Here is a 16,212-nt window from a genome sequence, read left to right on the forward strand (position 1 = left end):
CCATATGGTAACGCCCAGCACGAAAGTTCTGTCATGACCACAAACAACTCCGCACATCTGAAAACAATCGAACAGCGGCTGTTGTGGCTGTCGCATTGGATGATCCACAACGCCAACCACATTCGCCCCAAGACCGAGGGGATCAAGGTTGGCGGGCATCAGGCATCATCGGCCTCGATGGTGTCGATCATGACGGCACTTTACTTTAGCGCCCTGCGCCCCGAAGACCGGGTTGCGGTCAAACCCCATGCCTCACCTGTTTTCCATGCGATCCAGTATCTGATGGGCAATCAGACCCGCGAGAAGATGGAAAACTTTCGCGGTTATCACGGGGCGCAAAGCTATCCCAGCCGCACCAAGGATATCGATGATGTCGATTTCTCCACCGGCTCGGTCGGGCTGGGCGTTGCGATCACCTCTTTCGCATCGATTATGCAGGATTACATCTCGGCCAAAAGCTGGGGCAAGGATCTCACGCTGGGCCGGATGGTGGCCCTGGTCGGCGATGCCGAACTGGACGAAGGCAATATCTACGAGGCCTTGCAAGAGGGCTGGAAAAACGATCTGCGCAACACATGGTGGATCATCGACTATAACCGCCAATCGCTGGATGGTGTGGTGCGCGAAGGATTGTTCAAACGGATCGAGCAGATTTTCGACGCCTTCGGATGGGATGTGGTCAAGGTCAAATACGGCGCATTGCAACGCGCGGCCTTTGATGAACCGGGCGGCGACAGGCTGCGCGACTGGATCGACAATTGCCCCAACCAGCTTTATTCGGCGCTGACCTTCATGGGGGGGGCTGTCTGGCGCGAACGGCTGATGGAATCGCTGGGCGATCAGGGAGATGTCACCGCGCTGATCGAAGCGCGCTCGGACGACGAACTGGCCGCGCTGATGGAAAACCTCGGCGGCAACTGCGTTGACACCATGGCCGAGACCTTCGATGCCATCGACCACGACCGCCCTGTTTGTTTTCTGGCCTATACGGTCAAGGGCTGGGGCACGCCGATTGCCGGGCACAAGGACAACCATGGCGGTTTGATGAACAAGACGCAGATGGCCGCCTGGCAAAAACACATGGGTGTTGCCGAAGGTGACGAATGGGAAAAATTCGCCACTGTGAAAGACCCGGCTGCCCTACAGAAATTCCTGGACGATGCCGTGTTCTTTTCCAAGGGCCGTCGCCGCCATAGCGATGATGTGCTGGGCGTGCCGGCGATTGAGCTGTCGTCTGATCGCGAGATTTCGACCCAGATGGCCTTTGGCAAGATCCTTGATGACTTGTCCAGGGGCGACAGCGATTTGGCGGCGCGGATCGTTACCATGTCGCCCGATGTGACCGGCACCACCAACCTTGGACCCTGGGTGAACCGGCGCAAATTGTTCGCGCGCACCGAACAGGCCGATACCTTTATCAATGAAAAAATCCCCTCGACCGCGAAATGGGAATTCACTTCGGACGGCCAGCATATCGAACTGGGCATCGCCGAGATGAACCTGTTTTTGCTGCTGGCGGCGGCGGGCCTGTCGCATTCGGCTTTTGGCAAACGGGTGATCCCGATTGGCACGGTCTATGACCCGTTTGTGGCCCGTGGCCTGGATGCGCTGAACTATGCCTGTTATCAGGATGCGCGCTTCATGATTGTCGGCACGCCGTCGGGCGTGACCCTTGCCCCTGAAGGTGGTGCGCACCAGTCCATCGGATCCCCTCTGATCGGAATGAGCCAGGACGGGCTGGCCAGTTTCGAGCCCGCCTTTGCCGATGAACTGGCCGTGATCATGAAATGGGCCTTTGGCTATCTGCAAAAGGATGGCGAAAACGACCCGGATGAACGCACCTGGCTGCGCGATGAAACCGGCGGATCGGTCTACCTGCGGCTGACGACCAACCCGATCGAACAGCCGGGCAAACGCGTGGATGAGGATTTCCGCCAGGGGGCCATCGACGGGGCCTATTGGCTGCGCAAGCCCGGACCGAACTGCGAAGTTGTGATTGCCTATCAGGGCGCAGTTGCCCCAGAGGCGATCAAGGCGGCGGGTATCATCGCGCAGGGCCGTCGCGATGTCGGCGTGCTGGCGGTTACGTCGGCGGATCGCCTGAACGCTGGGTGGACCGCCGCGCAACGTGCAAGGGCGCGCGGCAATGACACTGCCCAAAGCCATGTTGAAACCTTGTTGGCCGATCTGCCCCGCAACTGCAAACTGGTCACCGTCATTGATGGCCACCCGGCCACCCTGTCGTGGCTGGGCTCCGTGATCGGGCATCAAACGGTGCCGCTGGGTGTCGAACATTTTGGCCAGACCGGCACAATTGCCGATCTTTATCGCCACTTCGGCATCGATGCCACGTCGATCGTGGAGAAGGTGCAGGGGCTGACACCGGGCCGCCAGATGCTGCACCGTGTTACGGGTTAAGCGCTAGTGTCTCACGATATTTGTGTGAGCGAAGAACGATCACGTTGGATGCAGTTCCACCACAAAGGCCAAGAGCCGCTTGAAAGAAGAGGACCCGGATTGGTGTCGTCAGGCCCGCCCATTCGAACCAGTCTCTGCATGGACAGTGAAGCTGCCCCTTATTCCAAGCTCGACCGCACTACTGGGCAAGAGCGGCGGCGCGGTCGAACTTGGAAATGTCGGATGAATAAAGGTGGCGCTTTTGGTTGAATGCTTGCAGTCAGAAGAATGGACGGCGGCAAACATCGCATCTGCCGGAAGCAAAGCATGGCGCGTTCCCGTCACCGGAAAGGCTGGTGGGAATTCTCCGCCCGAGTGTTCAGCCAGCGGCCCGTTTTCTATCTAGCAGCGGTGCCAATGCCTTGGGGCTTCCGGAACTCTGAGTATCTGGCCCGCCCCATGCGGGTTTCGGATGGGGTCACGCATTCAAGCGCTCCTCGGACAGGATCACACATTGGTTTCGGGCAGCAAACCATTCCCGGACATTCCTGCCGCCCTTCTCGAATTTGCAAATAGCCAAGGAGATCAGCTTCGCGGCCGCTTCTTCAGCAGGGAACGAGCCGCTGGTCTTGTTGGGTTTTTGCATCGCCGGATCGAATGCAAAAAAGGGACCGCCTCCTGCCTCGCCCGCCGCCATGCCCGAGCGATTGAAGCGTATTTTCCGGCCCCTTTCTCCTTGGAAACATCCAGTTAAGCAGCCGCCGGACCGGCTGTGGCGGCCCCGTACATCAGACGCAGATTGGCGCCACCGCCTTGCGATCCTTCCACGTGCAGAAGTTCGAGAAATGGTGAACCAAGTGAACGATACAAGTTTGCACTGCGGTATAACCGCGTTCGGCACGGTCACCGGCGGGAAGATCGGCGGACCCCTGCTGAACTTTCTGCGCTATGACATCCGCCGCGCAGTGGGCACCTCTGCCGCACCGTGGGCAGCAAAACCGCGGGGAGGACCAACCAGCGCCGCGTCAGCTATTCCGCGCAGGCGCTGCATCTGCTGGGCAAACAGCAAAAGACGCAGGCCGATGCGATCCCGCGACGCAGCAGCTGCGATGGAACAGCGCCTGCCGACCGTATCAAAGACATTGTTGAGCGACCCCATGCGCAAGATAAATCACGATTTAGACGCCCAATCTCCGGGCACCAGGCATCCTTATAGCCTGATTGTTGCGCAGCCCTTGCAAGTTGAATGCGAAATCATGCAACTAAGACTCGACAGCCGCATCTATATTTTGTTTATTACAAACACATGCGGAGATATCCGCTGGGCAATCAGGCCTCATGTCGCACGTATCCGTGCGCATGAGGCCTTTTTCGTTTTAGGGGCTTGCTGTGAAAAAAACCGTCGATCTTGGAGTGCTCTATTCGCAATCCGGCACCTACGCGGCCATTTCCCAGGCGGTCTTGCGCGGGGCGATGGCAGGGATCGACGAGGTGAACGCCTCGAGCAGCTCGCAAATCTCATTCCGACCCATCCTGCGCGATCCTGAGGGCCGGATTTACCGTTACGCCCCGCTTTGCGCCGATATCATTGCCAATTCCGACGCCCGCCATGTGATCGGCTGCGTCACCTCGTCTGCGCGCAAGGAAGTGATCCCGATACTCGATCGAACCAACGCGATGCTGTGGTATAACTTGCCGTTTGAGGGGTTCGAGACCTCCAACCGGGTGATCTATTCCCACGCCTGTGCCAACCAACATCTACTGCCCTTGCTCAGCTGGTGTTTCCAGAATTTCGGCACGACGCCCTATCTCGTCGGCTCCAATTATATCTGGGGCTGGGAAACCTGCCGTGTGGCGCGGATGCGAACGGATGAGGCCGGTGGCCGCGTTCTGGGAGAGCGATATCTGCCGCTGGGCGACGAGGACATTGATACCCTGATCGCGGAAATCGAGACGCTGCGCCCTGCTTTCATCCTCAATTCCCTGGTGGGTGCAAGTTCCTACGCCTTTCTGCATGCCTACGGCGAACTGGGCCGCCGTGACCCGCATTTCACCGCTGAAACCTGCCCGGTGGTATCGTGTAACCTGACCGAGGCCGAACTGCCCCAGCTTGGTCAGGATGCCGAAGGCCTGGTCTCTGTCGGGCCGCATTTCTGCCCCTCGCGAAGCCACGATGGACGGAATTCCTCGTTCGAAATCATTTCGCGCCAGTCGGTGCTGACACTGGCCGCCATACTCATGGCGCAGGGCGACCAGCCGTTCGAGAATTTCATTGCCGATCACGGCGCGCGCTTTGGCATTGATCCGGCGACCCATCACAGCACGCTCAGCGTCAAGGTGGCGCAGGTGCGCGGCGGTGTCTTTGAGGTACTGCACCACTGGCCCGACATCGCCCCCGATCCCTATCTCACCCGGTCCTCGCGCCACCCCAATATCGGCCACCCCAAGCTGAGCGTCGTGTCGTAATGGCGGGCACCCTGGACATTCCCAACCTAGATCAGGCGCGCGCCGTGATCGTGCACCCCGCGCCCGATCATGTCGCCGCCCTGATGCGACAGCTCAACGCCATCGGGCTCAGTGTGACCAATGCCTGGCCTGATCTTCCAGCCTCAGCGATCACGGCGGATTTTATCTTTTACGACACTGATATGGGCCATGATGCGCAGTTTCCCTGGGGCCCGGGCACTGCGCCGATGCCGATGATCGCGCTGGTCGGGACCGAGGCGCCGGGGCGTATCGAATGGGCCGCGCGCATGGGAGCCGATGCGCTGCTGCTCAAGCCGGTCGGCTCCAGCGGGGCGTTTTCGGCACTGCTGATGGCGCGCCACTCGTTCGAATTGCGCCGCACGCTCACGTCGGAAATCAAACAGCTGCGCCAACGTATGTCGGCACGGCAAACCGTGGTGCAGGCCGTGGCGTTGCTCTCGGCGCAGGGCAAATCGCAAGACGCGGCTTATGACCAGTTGCGCCAGCTTGCCATGGCCTGGCGTATCAACGTCGAAGAGGCCGCCGCCCGGATCGTAAAAAATGCCACCGACAAAGGAATCCTGCGTGACAGCCACTAAACCTGCCACCCTGCGCGCCAGCGCCCCTTCGATCTGGACCCGGTTGCGGCGGCGCAAGCTGGCCTTGATCGGGCTTTTCCTGGTCGCGCTGACCTTTTTCGGGGCGATCTTCGCGCCTTGGCTCACCCCGTATGAACCCAACACCCAGATGTTTGAGGGGCTGACCATGCAAGGTGCCCCCATGCCGCCCAGTGCACAGTTTCCACTGGGCACCGATCTGCTGGGCCGCGATCTTCTGACCCGCATCCTTTACGGCTCGCGGACCTCGCTGATCATCGGACTTGTGGCCAATGGTGTGGCCCTGGTGATCGGCACCTTGGTGGGAATCACCGCCGGATATTTCCGCGGCTTCATTGGCAGTGTGCTGATGCGGCTGACCGATCTGATGATGGCCTTCCCCGCCCTTCTTCTGGCGATCTGCCTGGCCGCAATCTTTCAGCCGTCCTTGTGGATCGTCGCCATGGTCATCGCGACCGTGAACTGGGTCCAGACCGCGCGGGTGATCTATGCAGAAACCTCGTCCCTGTCGCAGCGCGAATTCATCGCCGCTGAACGGACTCTGGGCGCGGGCCATGTGCGCATCCTCTTCCGGCACATCCTGCCGCATCTGGTGCCGATGATCATCGTCTGGGGCACCCTGGGCATCTCGACTACCGTTCTGCTCGAAGCGACGCTGAGCTATCTGGGCGTGGGCGTACAGCCCCCGACCCCAAGCTGGGGCAATATCATCTTTGAGAACCAGACCTATTTTCAGGCCGCCCCTTGGCTGGTGTTCTTCCCCGGATTTGCGATCGTGTCCCTTGCACTGGCCTTCAACCTGGTAGGCGATGCGTTGCGCGATGTGCTTGACCCGACCCAAAGGGGACAAGAGCAATGATCAATTTCCTTGCCCGGCGGCTGCTGCAATCCGCGATGATCCTGTTGGGGGTATCGCTGATCACCTTTGCGCTACTCTACCTTCTGCCGTCTGACCCGGTGCGCCAGATCGCCGGGCGGTCAGCCACGGCACAGACAGTTGCGAATATCCGCGAACAGTTGGGCCTCGATCAACCTTTTGTCGTGCAATACTGGCGCTACCTGACCAGTCTTGTGCAGGGCGATCTCGGTCGCTCCTATCTGCAAAAAACCGAAGTCAGCACCCTCATCGCCGCCCGCCTGCCCGCCAGCCTGCTGCTGATGGTGGGCGCGATTGTGGCTGAACTGGTGGTTGGGCTGACCATGGGCGTCGTCGCGGCCCTGCGCCGTGGCACCGCAACCGACAACAGCCTGATGATTGCCTCTTTCATCGGTGTGTCGGCACCGCAATTCGTGGTCGGACTGCTGCTGCTTTATGTCTTCGCAGTGCAGCTTGGCTGGTTCCCAATCGGCGGTTACGGTACATTTTCGCACCTCGTGCTGCCCGCCATGACCCTCGGTATCCTCGGCTCGGGGTGGTACAGCCGCATGATGCGCTCGTCCATGATCGACGTGCTGCGTCAAGATTTCATCCGCACGGCCCACGCCAAAGGCCTGTCGCGCGCCCGTGTCCTGCTGCGTCATGCGCTGCCCAATGCCATCTTGCCGATCATCGCAATGATCGGGATCGACGTGGGTATCTTCATGGGCGGCATCGTGGTGGTGGAATCCGTCTTTGGCTGGCCGGGTATCGGCCAGCTTGCCTGGCAGGCCATTCAACGCGTCGACATTCCGATCATCATGGGCGTCACGCTGGTATCGGCCTGCGCCATCGTGATCGGCAATCTGGTGGCCGATATCGCATCGCTGTTCGCCGACCCGCGGATCAAAGTCCGCTAACTTTAACCACAAAAAACCACCCAACAAGGAGAGACAAAATGAAAAGATTTCTGACCTCAACCGCGCTGGTCGCCGCCCTGGCGCTGCCGGCCACGGTCTTTGCCGATGCCCAATCCGGCATGGACCCAAACGCGAAATCGGGCGGCAATATCACCATCTCATACAAGGATGACGTGGCCACGCTGGACCCTGCTATCGGCTATGACTGGCAGAACTGGTCGATGATCAAATCGCTTTACGACGGGCTGATGGACTATGTTCCCGGTACCACCGACCTGCGCCCCGGTCTGGCCGAAAGCTATGAGATTTCCGAAGACGGCATGACCTTTACCTTCAAGCTACGCGAGGGCGTGAAATTCCACAACGGCCGCGAAATGACCGCGGAAGACGTGAAATATTCCCTCGACCGTGTGACCAACCCAAAAACGCAAAGCCCCGGCGCTGGCTTCTTTGGCTCCATCGCGGGCTTTGATGCGATTTCCAGCGGCCAAACCGAGGCGCTCGAAGGCGTCAAGGTGATTGACCCCTACACAGTGGAAATCACCCTGTCGCGCCCCGATGCAACCTTTCTGCATGTCATGGGCCTGAACTTCGCCTCCGTCGTCGCCCGCGAAGCGATCGAGGAAGCAGGGGTCGATTTTGGCAAGACCGCGATGGGTACCGGAGCATTCAAGCTGGGCGAATGGACCATCGGCCAGCGGCTGGTGTTTGAAAAGAACGAAGACTACTGGCGCGAGGGGCTGCCTTATCTCGACAGCATCACCTTTGAAGTGGGCCAGGAACCCATCGTGGCCCTGCTGCGCCTGCAAAATGGCGAGGTCGATGTGCCTGGTGACGGCATCCCGCCAGCCAAGTTTCAGGAAGTCATGGCCGACCCCGCGCAGGCTGCGCGCGTGATCGAAGGGGGACAGCTGCACACCGGATACATCACGCTCAACGTGAAAATGCCGCCCTTTGACAATGTCGATGTACGCCGCGCCGTGAACATGGCGATCAACAAGGAACGCATCACGCAGGTAATCAATGGCCGCGCCGTCCCGGCGACACAGCCCCTCCCCCCCTCCATGCCCGGCTACACCGACGGATATGAAGGCTACCCCCATGATCCCGAAGCGGCCAAGGCACTGCTGGCCAAAGCCGGATTTGCCGACGGGTTTGAAACCGAGCTTTACGTGATGAACACCGATCCGAACCCACGGATTGCGCAGGCGATCCAGCAGGATCTGGCGAATGTTGGCATCAAGGCGTCGATCCAATCTCTCGCCCAGGCCAGCGTCATCGCCGCCGGTGGTGAGGCCGATCAGGCCCCGATGATCTGGTCAGGCGGCATGGCGTGGATCGCCGACTTCCCCGATGCGTCCAACTTCTATGGTCCGATCCTTGGCTGTGCCGGTGCGGTGCAGGGCGGCTGGAACTGGTCGTGGTATTGTAACGAAGAGGTAGACGCGATGGCCACCGAGGCCGACAGCATGACAGACCCCGACGCGGTCGAAGCACGGCTGCAGAAATGGTCTGACGCCTATATGAAGATCATGGAAGACGCACCTTGGGTGCCGGTATTCAACGAGCAGCGCTACACCATGAAGTCGGAGCGGATGGGCGGCGCAGATGCGCTTTATGTCGATCCGGTCTCGATCCCCGTCAACTATGATTATGTGTATGTGACCGATGTGCAATAAATGTCCTGAATACACGATCCACGGACGCCATCACCATTTCGGCTGGGACAATTCGTTTGTCCCGGCCGAGACAGTGACCCCCGGCGCGACGCTCGAATTTCACTGCCACGACAGTTCGGCCGGTCAACTGACCAAATCGAGCACCGTCAAGGATGTGGAAACGCTCGACTTTGGCAAGATCAACCCGGTCTCGGGGCCGATCTATGTCGAAGGGGCAGATCCGGGCGATGCGCTGAAAATCACTGTCGAGGGATTTACCCCTTCGGGGTTCGGCTGGACGGCGAATATTCCCGGTTTTGGCCTGCTTGCAGACCAGTTCACCGATCCGGCGCTGACGATCTGGGATTATGACCCGGACACGCTGGCGCCGGCGCTCTTTGGCAAACATGGCCGGGTGCCGCTAAAGCCCTTTGCGGGCACCATCGGCTGCGCGCCGGCCGAACCGGGGCTGCACAGCATCGTGCCGCCCCGGCGCGTCGGCGGCAACCTTGATATCCGTGATCTGGCGGCAGGCACCACGCTTTATCTGCCGGTCGAGGTAGCGGGGGCGCTGTTTTCCATCGGGGACACCCATGCGGCACAGGGCGACGGCGAGGTCTGCGGCACCGCGATCGAAAGCCCGATGAACGCGACCATTACCCTGGACCTGATCAAGGACGCGCAGCTGAGGATGCCGCGTTTTACCACGCCAGGACCGGTGACAAACCACCTCGATGCCAAGGGCTATGAGGTGACCACCGGAATTGGGCCTGATCTGATGGCTGGTGCCCGCGACGCGGTCAGTCAGATGGTTGACCTGCTCTGCGCCACGCAAGGGCTCGCCGCCGAGGATGCCTATATGCTGGTGTCCACCTGTGGCGATCTGCGCATCTCTGAAATCGTGGACATGCCCAACTGGGTCGTGTCCTTCTATTTTCCGCGATGTGTGTTTGAATGACCCTAGCTCAAGACATCTCTCCCCCGCCACCGGCGGCGGGGGAGAACACCATCCTGACCGTCGACAACCTGTGCATTTCCGTGCGCACCGAACAGGGGCTGATGCCGCTGGTCGAGAACCTGTCGTTCAACCTAAGCAAGGGCGAAACCCTGGCCATCGCGGGCGAAAGCGGGTCGGGCAAATCGCTGACCTCGCTTGCAATCATGGGCCTGCTGCCGCCGCCTGCGGTGCGGGTCACCGGGGGCAGCATCCGCTTTGACGATCTGGTGCTGACGGGCATGCCCGAGCACCGCCTGCAGCAATTGCGCGGCAACCGTATTGCGATGATTTTTCAGGAGCCGATGACCGCGCTGAACCCGGTTATGCGGATCGGCGCGCAACTGGTCGAAGCGATCCGCGCCCATGAGAATATCTCGGTCAGCCAGGCGCGCAAACGCGCGCTTGAGGCCGTGCGCGCCGTGCGGCTGACTGAACCGGAACGGCGATTGCGCCAATACCCGCACGAGTTGTCGGGCGGTATGCGCCAGCGCGTCGTCATTGCCATGGCTATCGCCCTGCGCCCCGATATCCTGATCGCGGATGAGCCGACGACGGCGCTGGATGTGACCGTGCAGCGCGAGGTTCTGGACCTGCTGCGCGATCTGGCCCGCGACATGGACACCGCGCTGATCCTGATCACCCACGATATGGGCGTAGTCGCGGAAATGGCCGATCATGTGTTGGTCATGCAAGATGGACGCATGGTTGAACGCGCGCCTGTCCGCAAACTCTTTTGCACGCCGGAACAACCCTACACCCGGAAACTGCTGGCCGCCGTGCCGCGCATGGGCACAGGCCACGGCGTCCACCCCGATTCACAAAACGAACCGCTCGTATCTTTCCGCGACACCCGCGTTGCCTATGATCTGCATGGCGGTATTCTGGGCCGCGTGGTGCAACGGGTGCATGCCGTCGAAGGCGTGTCCTTTGACATCTATCCCGGCGAGACCTTTGCCCTCGTGGGTGAAAGTGGCTGTGGCAAATCCACCATCGCACGCGCGCTGACCGGGCTGGTACCGCACACCGGCAATATCCGCTTCAAAGGGCAACCGCTGGGCAACAACGCCATTCAGCGCAAGAAAATCAGCCGCGAATTACAAATGGTGTTCCAAGATCCGATGGCGGCGCTGAATGGGCGCATGACAGCCGGCGACCTGGTCCGCGAACCATTGGTGATCCACGGCATCGGCACCGCCGCCAGCCGCCGCGACCGAGCCGCCGCGCTCTTTGCCCGCGTAGGCCTGGGCGAAGACGCTCTCGACCGCTACCCGCATGAGTTCTCCGGCGGCCAGCGCCAGCGCATCTGCATCGCCCGCGCTTTGGCGCTGGAGCCGCAATTGATCATTGCAGACGAGAGCGTGTCAGCGCTGGATGTGTCCGTTCAGGCCACGGTGCTCGATCTGCTGGCAGAGCTGAAACGCGAAATGAATATGGCCTATCTCTTCATCAGCCACGATATGGCGGTGGTCGAAAACATCGCGGACCGGGTTGCAGTGATGTACCTCGGCCAGATCGTCGAACTGGGCACCGGGTCGCAGATTTTCGGCGACCCCCGCCATCCCTACACCCGACGCCTGATAGAAGCCGTACCCCACGCCGACCCCGACCGCGCCCTGCCCGCGCGGGTGATCGACGCCACCGACCCGCCCAGCCCCGTACGCGCCGTGGGTGATCCACCGCAGGTTGTCGTGCATGACGATGTCGGTGATGGTCACCTCGTTGCGCGTCTTTAACCTTTGGCGACGCCGGGGGCCTCTAGCGCGCAGATCGGGCCTCGCCTCCAGGGCGGGACAAGGGGCAGCGGCAGCGGCCCGCTCGTCTCGTCCGCCCCGCGCATCGTAGCCTCAGCCGTTGTCGCTCCGCCGATGCATCGTGTTCCCCAAGGCAGGTCGACGGTCGACCTTTTCAGCAGTCTGTTAAGGCAACAGAACCTGACAACCCGACCATCGGAAGGGAAGCGTCGTGGCTGCCCGCCCTATGGTCCGGTTTTCGACGGAAGCAGGCCGTCGACGTGGTTGATCTTGTAATCCGGGATGCGGGCGCGTGTTTCCGCCAGTCAGACCTGCGGGTCGATACCGTTTTTCGATGAGCGTACCGGCGAAATCCGCGGCTTTACCGCCGGTCTGCGGTCCGAAGACCCGGCCGTTCTTGCGCCAGATGGCGACGGATCGCATCGCTCTTTCTGCTGTGTTATTGTTCAATTCCAAAATGCCGTGGTCGAGATATCGCCCGCGCCATGCGCATCAGGGCATAGCGGATTGCGGCAGCCAGCGGCGATTTTCCGGAAATACCGGGCAGTTGAGAGCTCAGCCAGACCTCCAGATCGTCAAAGATCGGCTTTGCCTGTGCTTGCCGGACCCCGCCCCCGCACGTCTGGTGGTGATCCACGGGCTTCCTTGTCGAGCGCCGAGAGTTGCGCGATGCGCTTGATCGCCTCGTCGGAAATTGCCGAACCCTGGGCGCGGCGGACGTCCATAAACCTGCACCTGACATGCATTCCCCGGCAGGCGCATGCAAGGCATGCTGCCGAGAGGGGGCGAAGATGGCCTTTCCAGCCAGCACATGCCGCCCCATGGCATCTGCCAGCGGCTCCGGAAGTGCTGTGAATTTACTTACCCAGTCGGCCAGCGTCGAACGATCAATGCCGATCCCGTCGCGCTCGAAGGTGCCGCTTTGGCGATAGAGCGGCAGATGATCGGCATATTTTTGACCAGCACATGTGCCAGCAGACCTGGGCAAGGACGACCACGCTCGATTGGGCGTGATCCTAGCTGCGCCTGAGTGAATGCCTCGCAGCCCAACATGCAAAGCGTGGCCGCACGATGCGGTTCACGATGAAGCGTCCCGGAACATACTCCGGCTCTTCGGTCACATCCCCGCCCTGTGTGGCGCAACACCCCGCCACACAGGGCACAACCGTCATCACCAATGGTCAGTTCTGCCTCCATGCGCGGGATGTGATCCGGGATTTGGCGGCGTTTGGGCTTCTCCTGTGGCTCCGCCTTCGGGAGACGCCGCCTTGCTGCCCTCTTCGCAACTGCGATCTCGCTCGTTTTCAAGACCCGTCGAGGCTGTTCGATGCTCTCTGACGACGATCCGAACCGGTGATTGCGCTGGCCTGCCAACGGATGCCGCAGCTTCTCCGCTCTCGGGACATTGCTGCGCAATGCCCTGCCGGGCAGTGGATCAGGGCCGCCTGCGACCTCGCCCCGCCGTGAACTGTCTCGGTTCATCGGGGTCTTCCGGAAGAGATTTGGTCACGTCCAGCATGGTCTCATCATAGCCGATCCGTGTGTCAAAGGAATCTCACCCGTTACGAGCCGGTCTATCCAGCGCCGAGTGGCTTCCAGTTCCGCTGTGGCAGACGCCAGTCGATCCTCTCAAAGAGCATCGCCAACCGGGCAGCCGTCAGGGCGATCCTGCCCTCTTTCGCCGAGGGCCAAACAAACCGGCCCGTCTCACGCCGTTTGCTGAACAAGCATGCCCACTGGCCATCCCACCAGATGATCTTGATCAGATCGCCGGGCCGATCACGAAAGACAAACAGATGCCCCGCAACCGGATCCTGCTTCAGCGACTGCTCTGTCTGGGCCGCCCGCGTCGTGAACCCGCGCCGCATAACGCTCACACCCGCTGCAAGCCAGACCCGTGTGCTCGCCGGGACCGGGATCATGCTGAGAGGCCTCGGATCAGACGGGCCAGCGCATTGGGATCGGAGCCGCCGAAACCTCAATCGTCTCGGGATCAGGCGCAGATCGGGGATCGCGCAACCATTTGAAGATCATGTTCGCGTTCATCGCATAGCGGCGGGCTACCTGCGCTACAGAAACATCGGCCATCGTCGTCTGCAAACAGATCGACCGCTTCTCGTCATCCGTTCAAAGCCGCGTCGCAGACCTGCCATAACGTGCCTCACAGTGTCCGCTATCCAAAGCGAACATATCACTCTCCATGACCGGCAGTGCACGCAGCCCCGACGTTTATGGCTGAAGTGACGCCGATCGGCAGATCCTCAGCCGAAGAATATAGCCTGACAATGCTCTATTTACCCCACTGTTGAATTGTACCCAGCAATGCGCTCTTGCTGATCGGCTTGGTCAGGAAATCATCCATACCAGCATCAAGGCATCGATCTTGATCTTCTCGCATAGCGTTGGCCGTCAACGCGACGATTGGGCAGTGACCCAGGGTTCTTTCGCTTTCGAGTTTGCGAATAGCGTGGGTCGCTTCGATCCCATCCATTTGCGGCATGGAAATATCCATCAGTACAATATCGGGCTGAGTCTCGCCAAATTTCTGCAGTGCTTCAAGGCCGGTTTCGGCAAATGTCAAGGAAACTCCAGAGCTTTTTAACATTGCCTTGACAATGAGTTGGTTCGTTTTGTTATCCTCGGCAACAAGGATATTCAGACATGAGTCATTTTCATTATGCGGTTCCGTTGTGTCAACCACGCGTATCGTCTTTGGCTGCATCTGAAGAGATCGAGCGATGGTGCTTCGCAAACTCGCCGATCGTACCGGTTTGAGAAGCAGTTCGCAGGGTCCGATTTCGGATCGGGTAGACGCGTCGATTGATTTGTCAACTGATGACAAAATGATAAGCGCGGTATCTCTGAATGCATCGATGGCACGAATACGCTTTGCGAGTTCTTCGCCATCCATTTGCGGCATCTGGTAGTCTAGGACGATCAGGTCAAAACCTCGCGCTGTCTTCTCAAGTATATCTAATGCTTCGGCACCGGACGACGCAAGAACTGCAGTCATATCCCAGCTATTGAAACGCTCGGACAGAATCTTGCGATTTAGCTCCAAATCATCGACAACTAACACGTTCAAGCCTGCCAGAACCAGTTCTTTGTCGGCAGTAGCCGAGAGCGTTTGGGTGCTGGTTGGCAACGAAACTTCTATGGTGAAGGTCGATCCGCCACCCTGTTCCGACGTGGCCGATACACGGCCACCCATCAATGCCATCAGTCTCGTAGAAATCGCCAAGCCCAATCCGGTGCCTTCGAACTGCCTGTTGCGCGCGCTTTCTACCTGTCTGAATTCATTGAATATCTGTTCAATCTGATCCGGTGGGATGCCTATGCCTGTGTCCTTGACATCAATGCGTAAATTGTAGCCATCTGGACCTTTTTCGCCCGTTACGTCGATATAGACGTAACCTTCAAGCGTGAACTTGACTGCATTTCCGACGATGTTGGTAATAATCTGCCGGAGCCGTCCGACATCGCCTTGAAACACCGTCGGCAGGCGAGGATCATATCGCAGGCTGATTTCTACCGGTTTTTCACAGGCTTTCGACGAAAGCAGTGTCACGATATCCTCTATCGCGGCCTGCAGATCGAAAGGGGCTGTCTCCAGTTCCATCTTCCCGGCTTCAATCTTGGAAAAGTTCAGAATATCGTTGATGATGGTCAACAGCGCCGACCCGGACTGTGAAATCGTTTGAGCGTAAAGCTGCTGATCTTCATCCAGGTCGGTTTCGAGCATGAGTTCGGCCATCCCGATAACCCCGTTCATAGGGGTCCGAATTTCATGGCTCATGTTCGCAAGGAAATCCGATTTCGCTCTGCTTGCCTTGTCCGCCGCCTCTTTGGCAGATTCGAGCGCGTATTCACGTTCATCCCTTTCGGCAAAAGTTTTTTGAAGTACCGAGACTGAGAAATCGAGGTCTCTGAACTCCCGGGCCACAAAGGGCGCAAGTGGTATCCTATTGTGTTTCTGCCCGGCAATCACCGCCGACATCCGGTTGTGGATATTGCGAAGGGGCCGCATTGCCAGAAAGTTAGTCTGTATCAGGAAAAACGCAGACAGAACAAATACGGTCATTCCGACAGTTAATCGAATTCGCAGGACATTGGCGTCAATTAATGCCTGACCTTCGGCTGTGGACCATTCCACTTCCATCATGCCAAAGGGTTCGCCTTCGACAATGATGTCCCGGGTAAAGTCGCGGACCTCTGTTATGGAGTCTGCATTGTCGCGTTCGGTGTGGGCAATGAGGTTTCCCAATTCATCCTTGATCGAAAGCGCCAGGAGTTTGGAGTTGCGTGACAACGCTTCTTCCATGGCGGTTTTGAGAACGGGTGTGTCCTGAACGATGATGGATTCGACCATCAACCCGCTTATCAAAGAGACTGTCAGGTCCGCCTGGGCGAGCAGATCCTCATTCATCCGGCTGATCTCGGCGCGGCGCTGGTACTCTCCCACAAAGAACGTCACCAGAACCGCGGCAAAGGTCATCGACAGTGCAATTTGCGCGTTGATCCCCATATTTTTCAGGCGCTTGCGCATCAAA

General features: G+C 59.4%; 13 protein-coding genes and 4 pseudogenes. 8 read left to right on the forward strand and 9 right to left on the reverse strand.

Features of this window, described 5'->3' with window-relative positions; translation table 11 throughout:
• The first annotated feature begins 33 nt into the window (after nucleotides 1–33).
• Nucleotides 34–2,418, forward strand: coding sequence for a transketolase-like TK C-terminal-containing protein (locus tag NANH_RS0121800; protein ID WP_027263954.1), 2,385 nt, complete (start codon nucleotides 34–36; stop codon nucleotides 2,416–2,418).
• A 178-nt stretch (nucleotides 2,419–2,596) separates the two neighbouring features.
• On the opposite strand, the pseudogene NANH_RS29900 reads toward NANH_RS0121800, so the two are convergent.
• A pseudogene (locus NANH_RS29900) lies at nucleotides 2,597–2,795 on the reverse strand (IS6 family transposase); the annotation flags it as partial.
• 80 nt (nucleotides 2,796–2,875) lie between these two features.
• A complete protein-coding gene (locus tag NANH_RS28715; protein ID WP_027263955.1) occupies nucleotides 2,876–3,094 on the reverse strand; it encodes a hypothetical protein in 219 nt (72 codons plus the stop codon).
• Between the two features lie 692 nt (nucleotides 3,095–3,786).
• Between NANH_RS28715 and NANH_RS0121815 the strand changes: the two genes are divergently transcribed.
• From NANH_RS0121815 to NANH_RS0121845, 7 genes are read left to right on the forward strand one after another with little or no spacing between them, the layout of a single operon-like run.
• Complete coding sequence (locus NANH_RS0121815) at nucleotides 3,787–4,863, forward strand: transporter substrate-binding protein (protein ID WP_027263957.1); 1,077 nt, start codon at nucleotides 3,787–3,789, stop codon at nucleotides 4,861–4,863.
• Nucleotides 4,863–5,462, forward strand: coding sequence for an ANTAR domain-containing response regulator (locus tag NANH_RS0121820; protein WP_027263958.1), 600 nt, complete (start codon nucleotides 4,863–4,865; stop codon nucleotides 5,460–5,462). The genes NANH_RS0121815 and NANH_RS0121820 overlap by 1 nt, the downstream gene beginning before the upstream one ends.
• Nucleotides 5,449–6,339 carry an ABC transporter permease gene (locus NANH_RS0121825; protein WP_051372543.1) on the forward strand — a complete coding sequence of 297 codons (891 nt, stop codon included), beginning with the start codon at nucleotides 5,449–5,451 and terminating at the stop codon, nucleotides 6,337–6,339. The genes NANH_RS0121820 and NANH_RS0121825 overlap by 14 nt, the downstream gene beginning before the upstream one ends.
• Nucleotides 6,336–7,256 carry an ABC transporter permease gene (locus NANH_RS0121830; protein WP_027263960.1) on the forward strand — a complete coding sequence of 307 codons (921 nt, stop codon included), beginning with the start codon at nucleotides 6,336–6,338 and terminating at the stop codon, nucleotides 7,254–7,256. The genes NANH_RS0121825 and NANH_RS0121830 overlap by 4 nt, the downstream gene beginning before the upstream one ends.
• 38 nt (nucleotides 7,257–7,294) lie before the next feature.
• Nucleotides 7,295–8,935 carry an ABC transporter substrate-binding protein gene (locus NANH_RS0121835; protein ID WP_027263961.1) on the forward strand — a complete coding sequence of 547 codons (1,641 nt, stop codon included), beginning with the start codon at nucleotides 7,295–7,297 and terminating at the stop codon, nucleotides 8,933–8,935.
• A complete protein-coding gene (locus tag NANH_RS0121840; protein ID WP_027263962.1) occupies nucleotides 8,925–9,872 on the forward strand; it encodes an acetamidase/formamidase family protein in 948 nt (315 codons plus the stop codon). Before NANH_RS0121835 ends, NANH_RS0121840 begins: the two co-directional genes overlap by 11 nt.
• On the forward strand, nucleotides 9,869–11,644 hold the full coding sequence (locus NANH_RS0121845) for an ABC transporter ATP-binding protein (protein WP_027263963.1): 1,776 nt from the start codon (nucleotides 9,869–9,871) through the stop codon (nucleotides 11,642–11,644). The genes NANH_RS0121840 and NANH_RS0121845 overlap by 4 nt, the downstream gene beginning before the upstream one ends.
• Before the next feature lie 183 nt (nucleotides 11,645–11,827).
• Here the strand turns inward: NANH_RS0121845 and NANH_RS29855 are convergent.
• The 7 genes and pseudogenes from NANH_RS29855 to NANH_RS0121865 all read right to left on the reverse strand — a co-directional run.
• A pseudogene (locus tag NANH_RS29855) lies at nucleotides 11,828–12,127 on the reverse strand (hypothetical protein); the annotation flags it as partial.
• Between the two features lie 110 nt (nucleotides 12,128–12,237).
• Complete coding sequence (locus NANH_RS29405; RefSeq protein ID WP_245601547.1) at nucleotides 12,238–12,387, reverse strand: hypothetical protein; 150 nt, start codon at nucleotides 12,385–12,387, stop codon at nucleotides 12,238–12,240.
• A 71-nt stretch (nucleotides 12,388–12,458) separates the two neighbouring features.
• Nucleotides 12,459–12,719: pseudogene (locus NANH_RS29410) on the reverse strand (IS66 family transposase); the annotation flags it as partial.
• On the reverse strand, nucleotides 12,679–12,834 hold the full coding sequence (locus NANH_RS29860) for an IS66 family transposase zinc-finger binding domain-containing protein (RefSeq protein WP_367889530.1): 156 nt from the start codon (nucleotides 12,832–12,834) through the stop codon (nucleotides 12,679–12,681). The gene NANH_RS29860 and the pseudogene NANH_RS29410, both read right to left, overlap by 41 nt.
• 31 nt (nucleotides 12,835–12,865) lie before the next feature.
• Nucleotides 12,866–13,144: pseudogene (locus NANH_RS29415) on the reverse strand (IS66 family transposase); the annotation flags it as partial.
• 92 nt (nucleotides 13,145–13,236) lie between these two features.
• Nucleotides 13,237–13,584, reverse strand: coding sequence for an IS66 family insertion sequence element accessory protein TnpB (tnpB, locus tag NANH_RS0121855; RefSeq protein ID WP_027263965.1), 348 nt, complete (start codon nucleotides 13,582–13,584; stop codon nucleotides 13,237–13,239).
• A 368-nt stretch (nucleotides 13,585–13,952) separates the two neighbouring features.
• Nucleotides 13,953–16,208 (reverse strand): response regulator, encoded by a 2,256-nt coding sequence (locus NANH_RS0121865; protein WP_245601493.1) that lies wholly within the window; start codon nucleotides 16,206–16,208, stop codon nucleotides 13,953–13,955.
• Between the last annotated feature and the right edge of the window lie 4 nt (nucleotides 16,209–16,212).

It is taken from the genome of Sedimentitalea nanhaiensis DSM 24252 (assembly GCF_000473225.1).
Taxonomy (GTDB): Bacteria; Pseudomonadota; Alphaproteobacteria; order Rhodobacterales; family Rhodobacteraceae; genus Sedimentitalea; species Sedimentitalea nanhaiensis.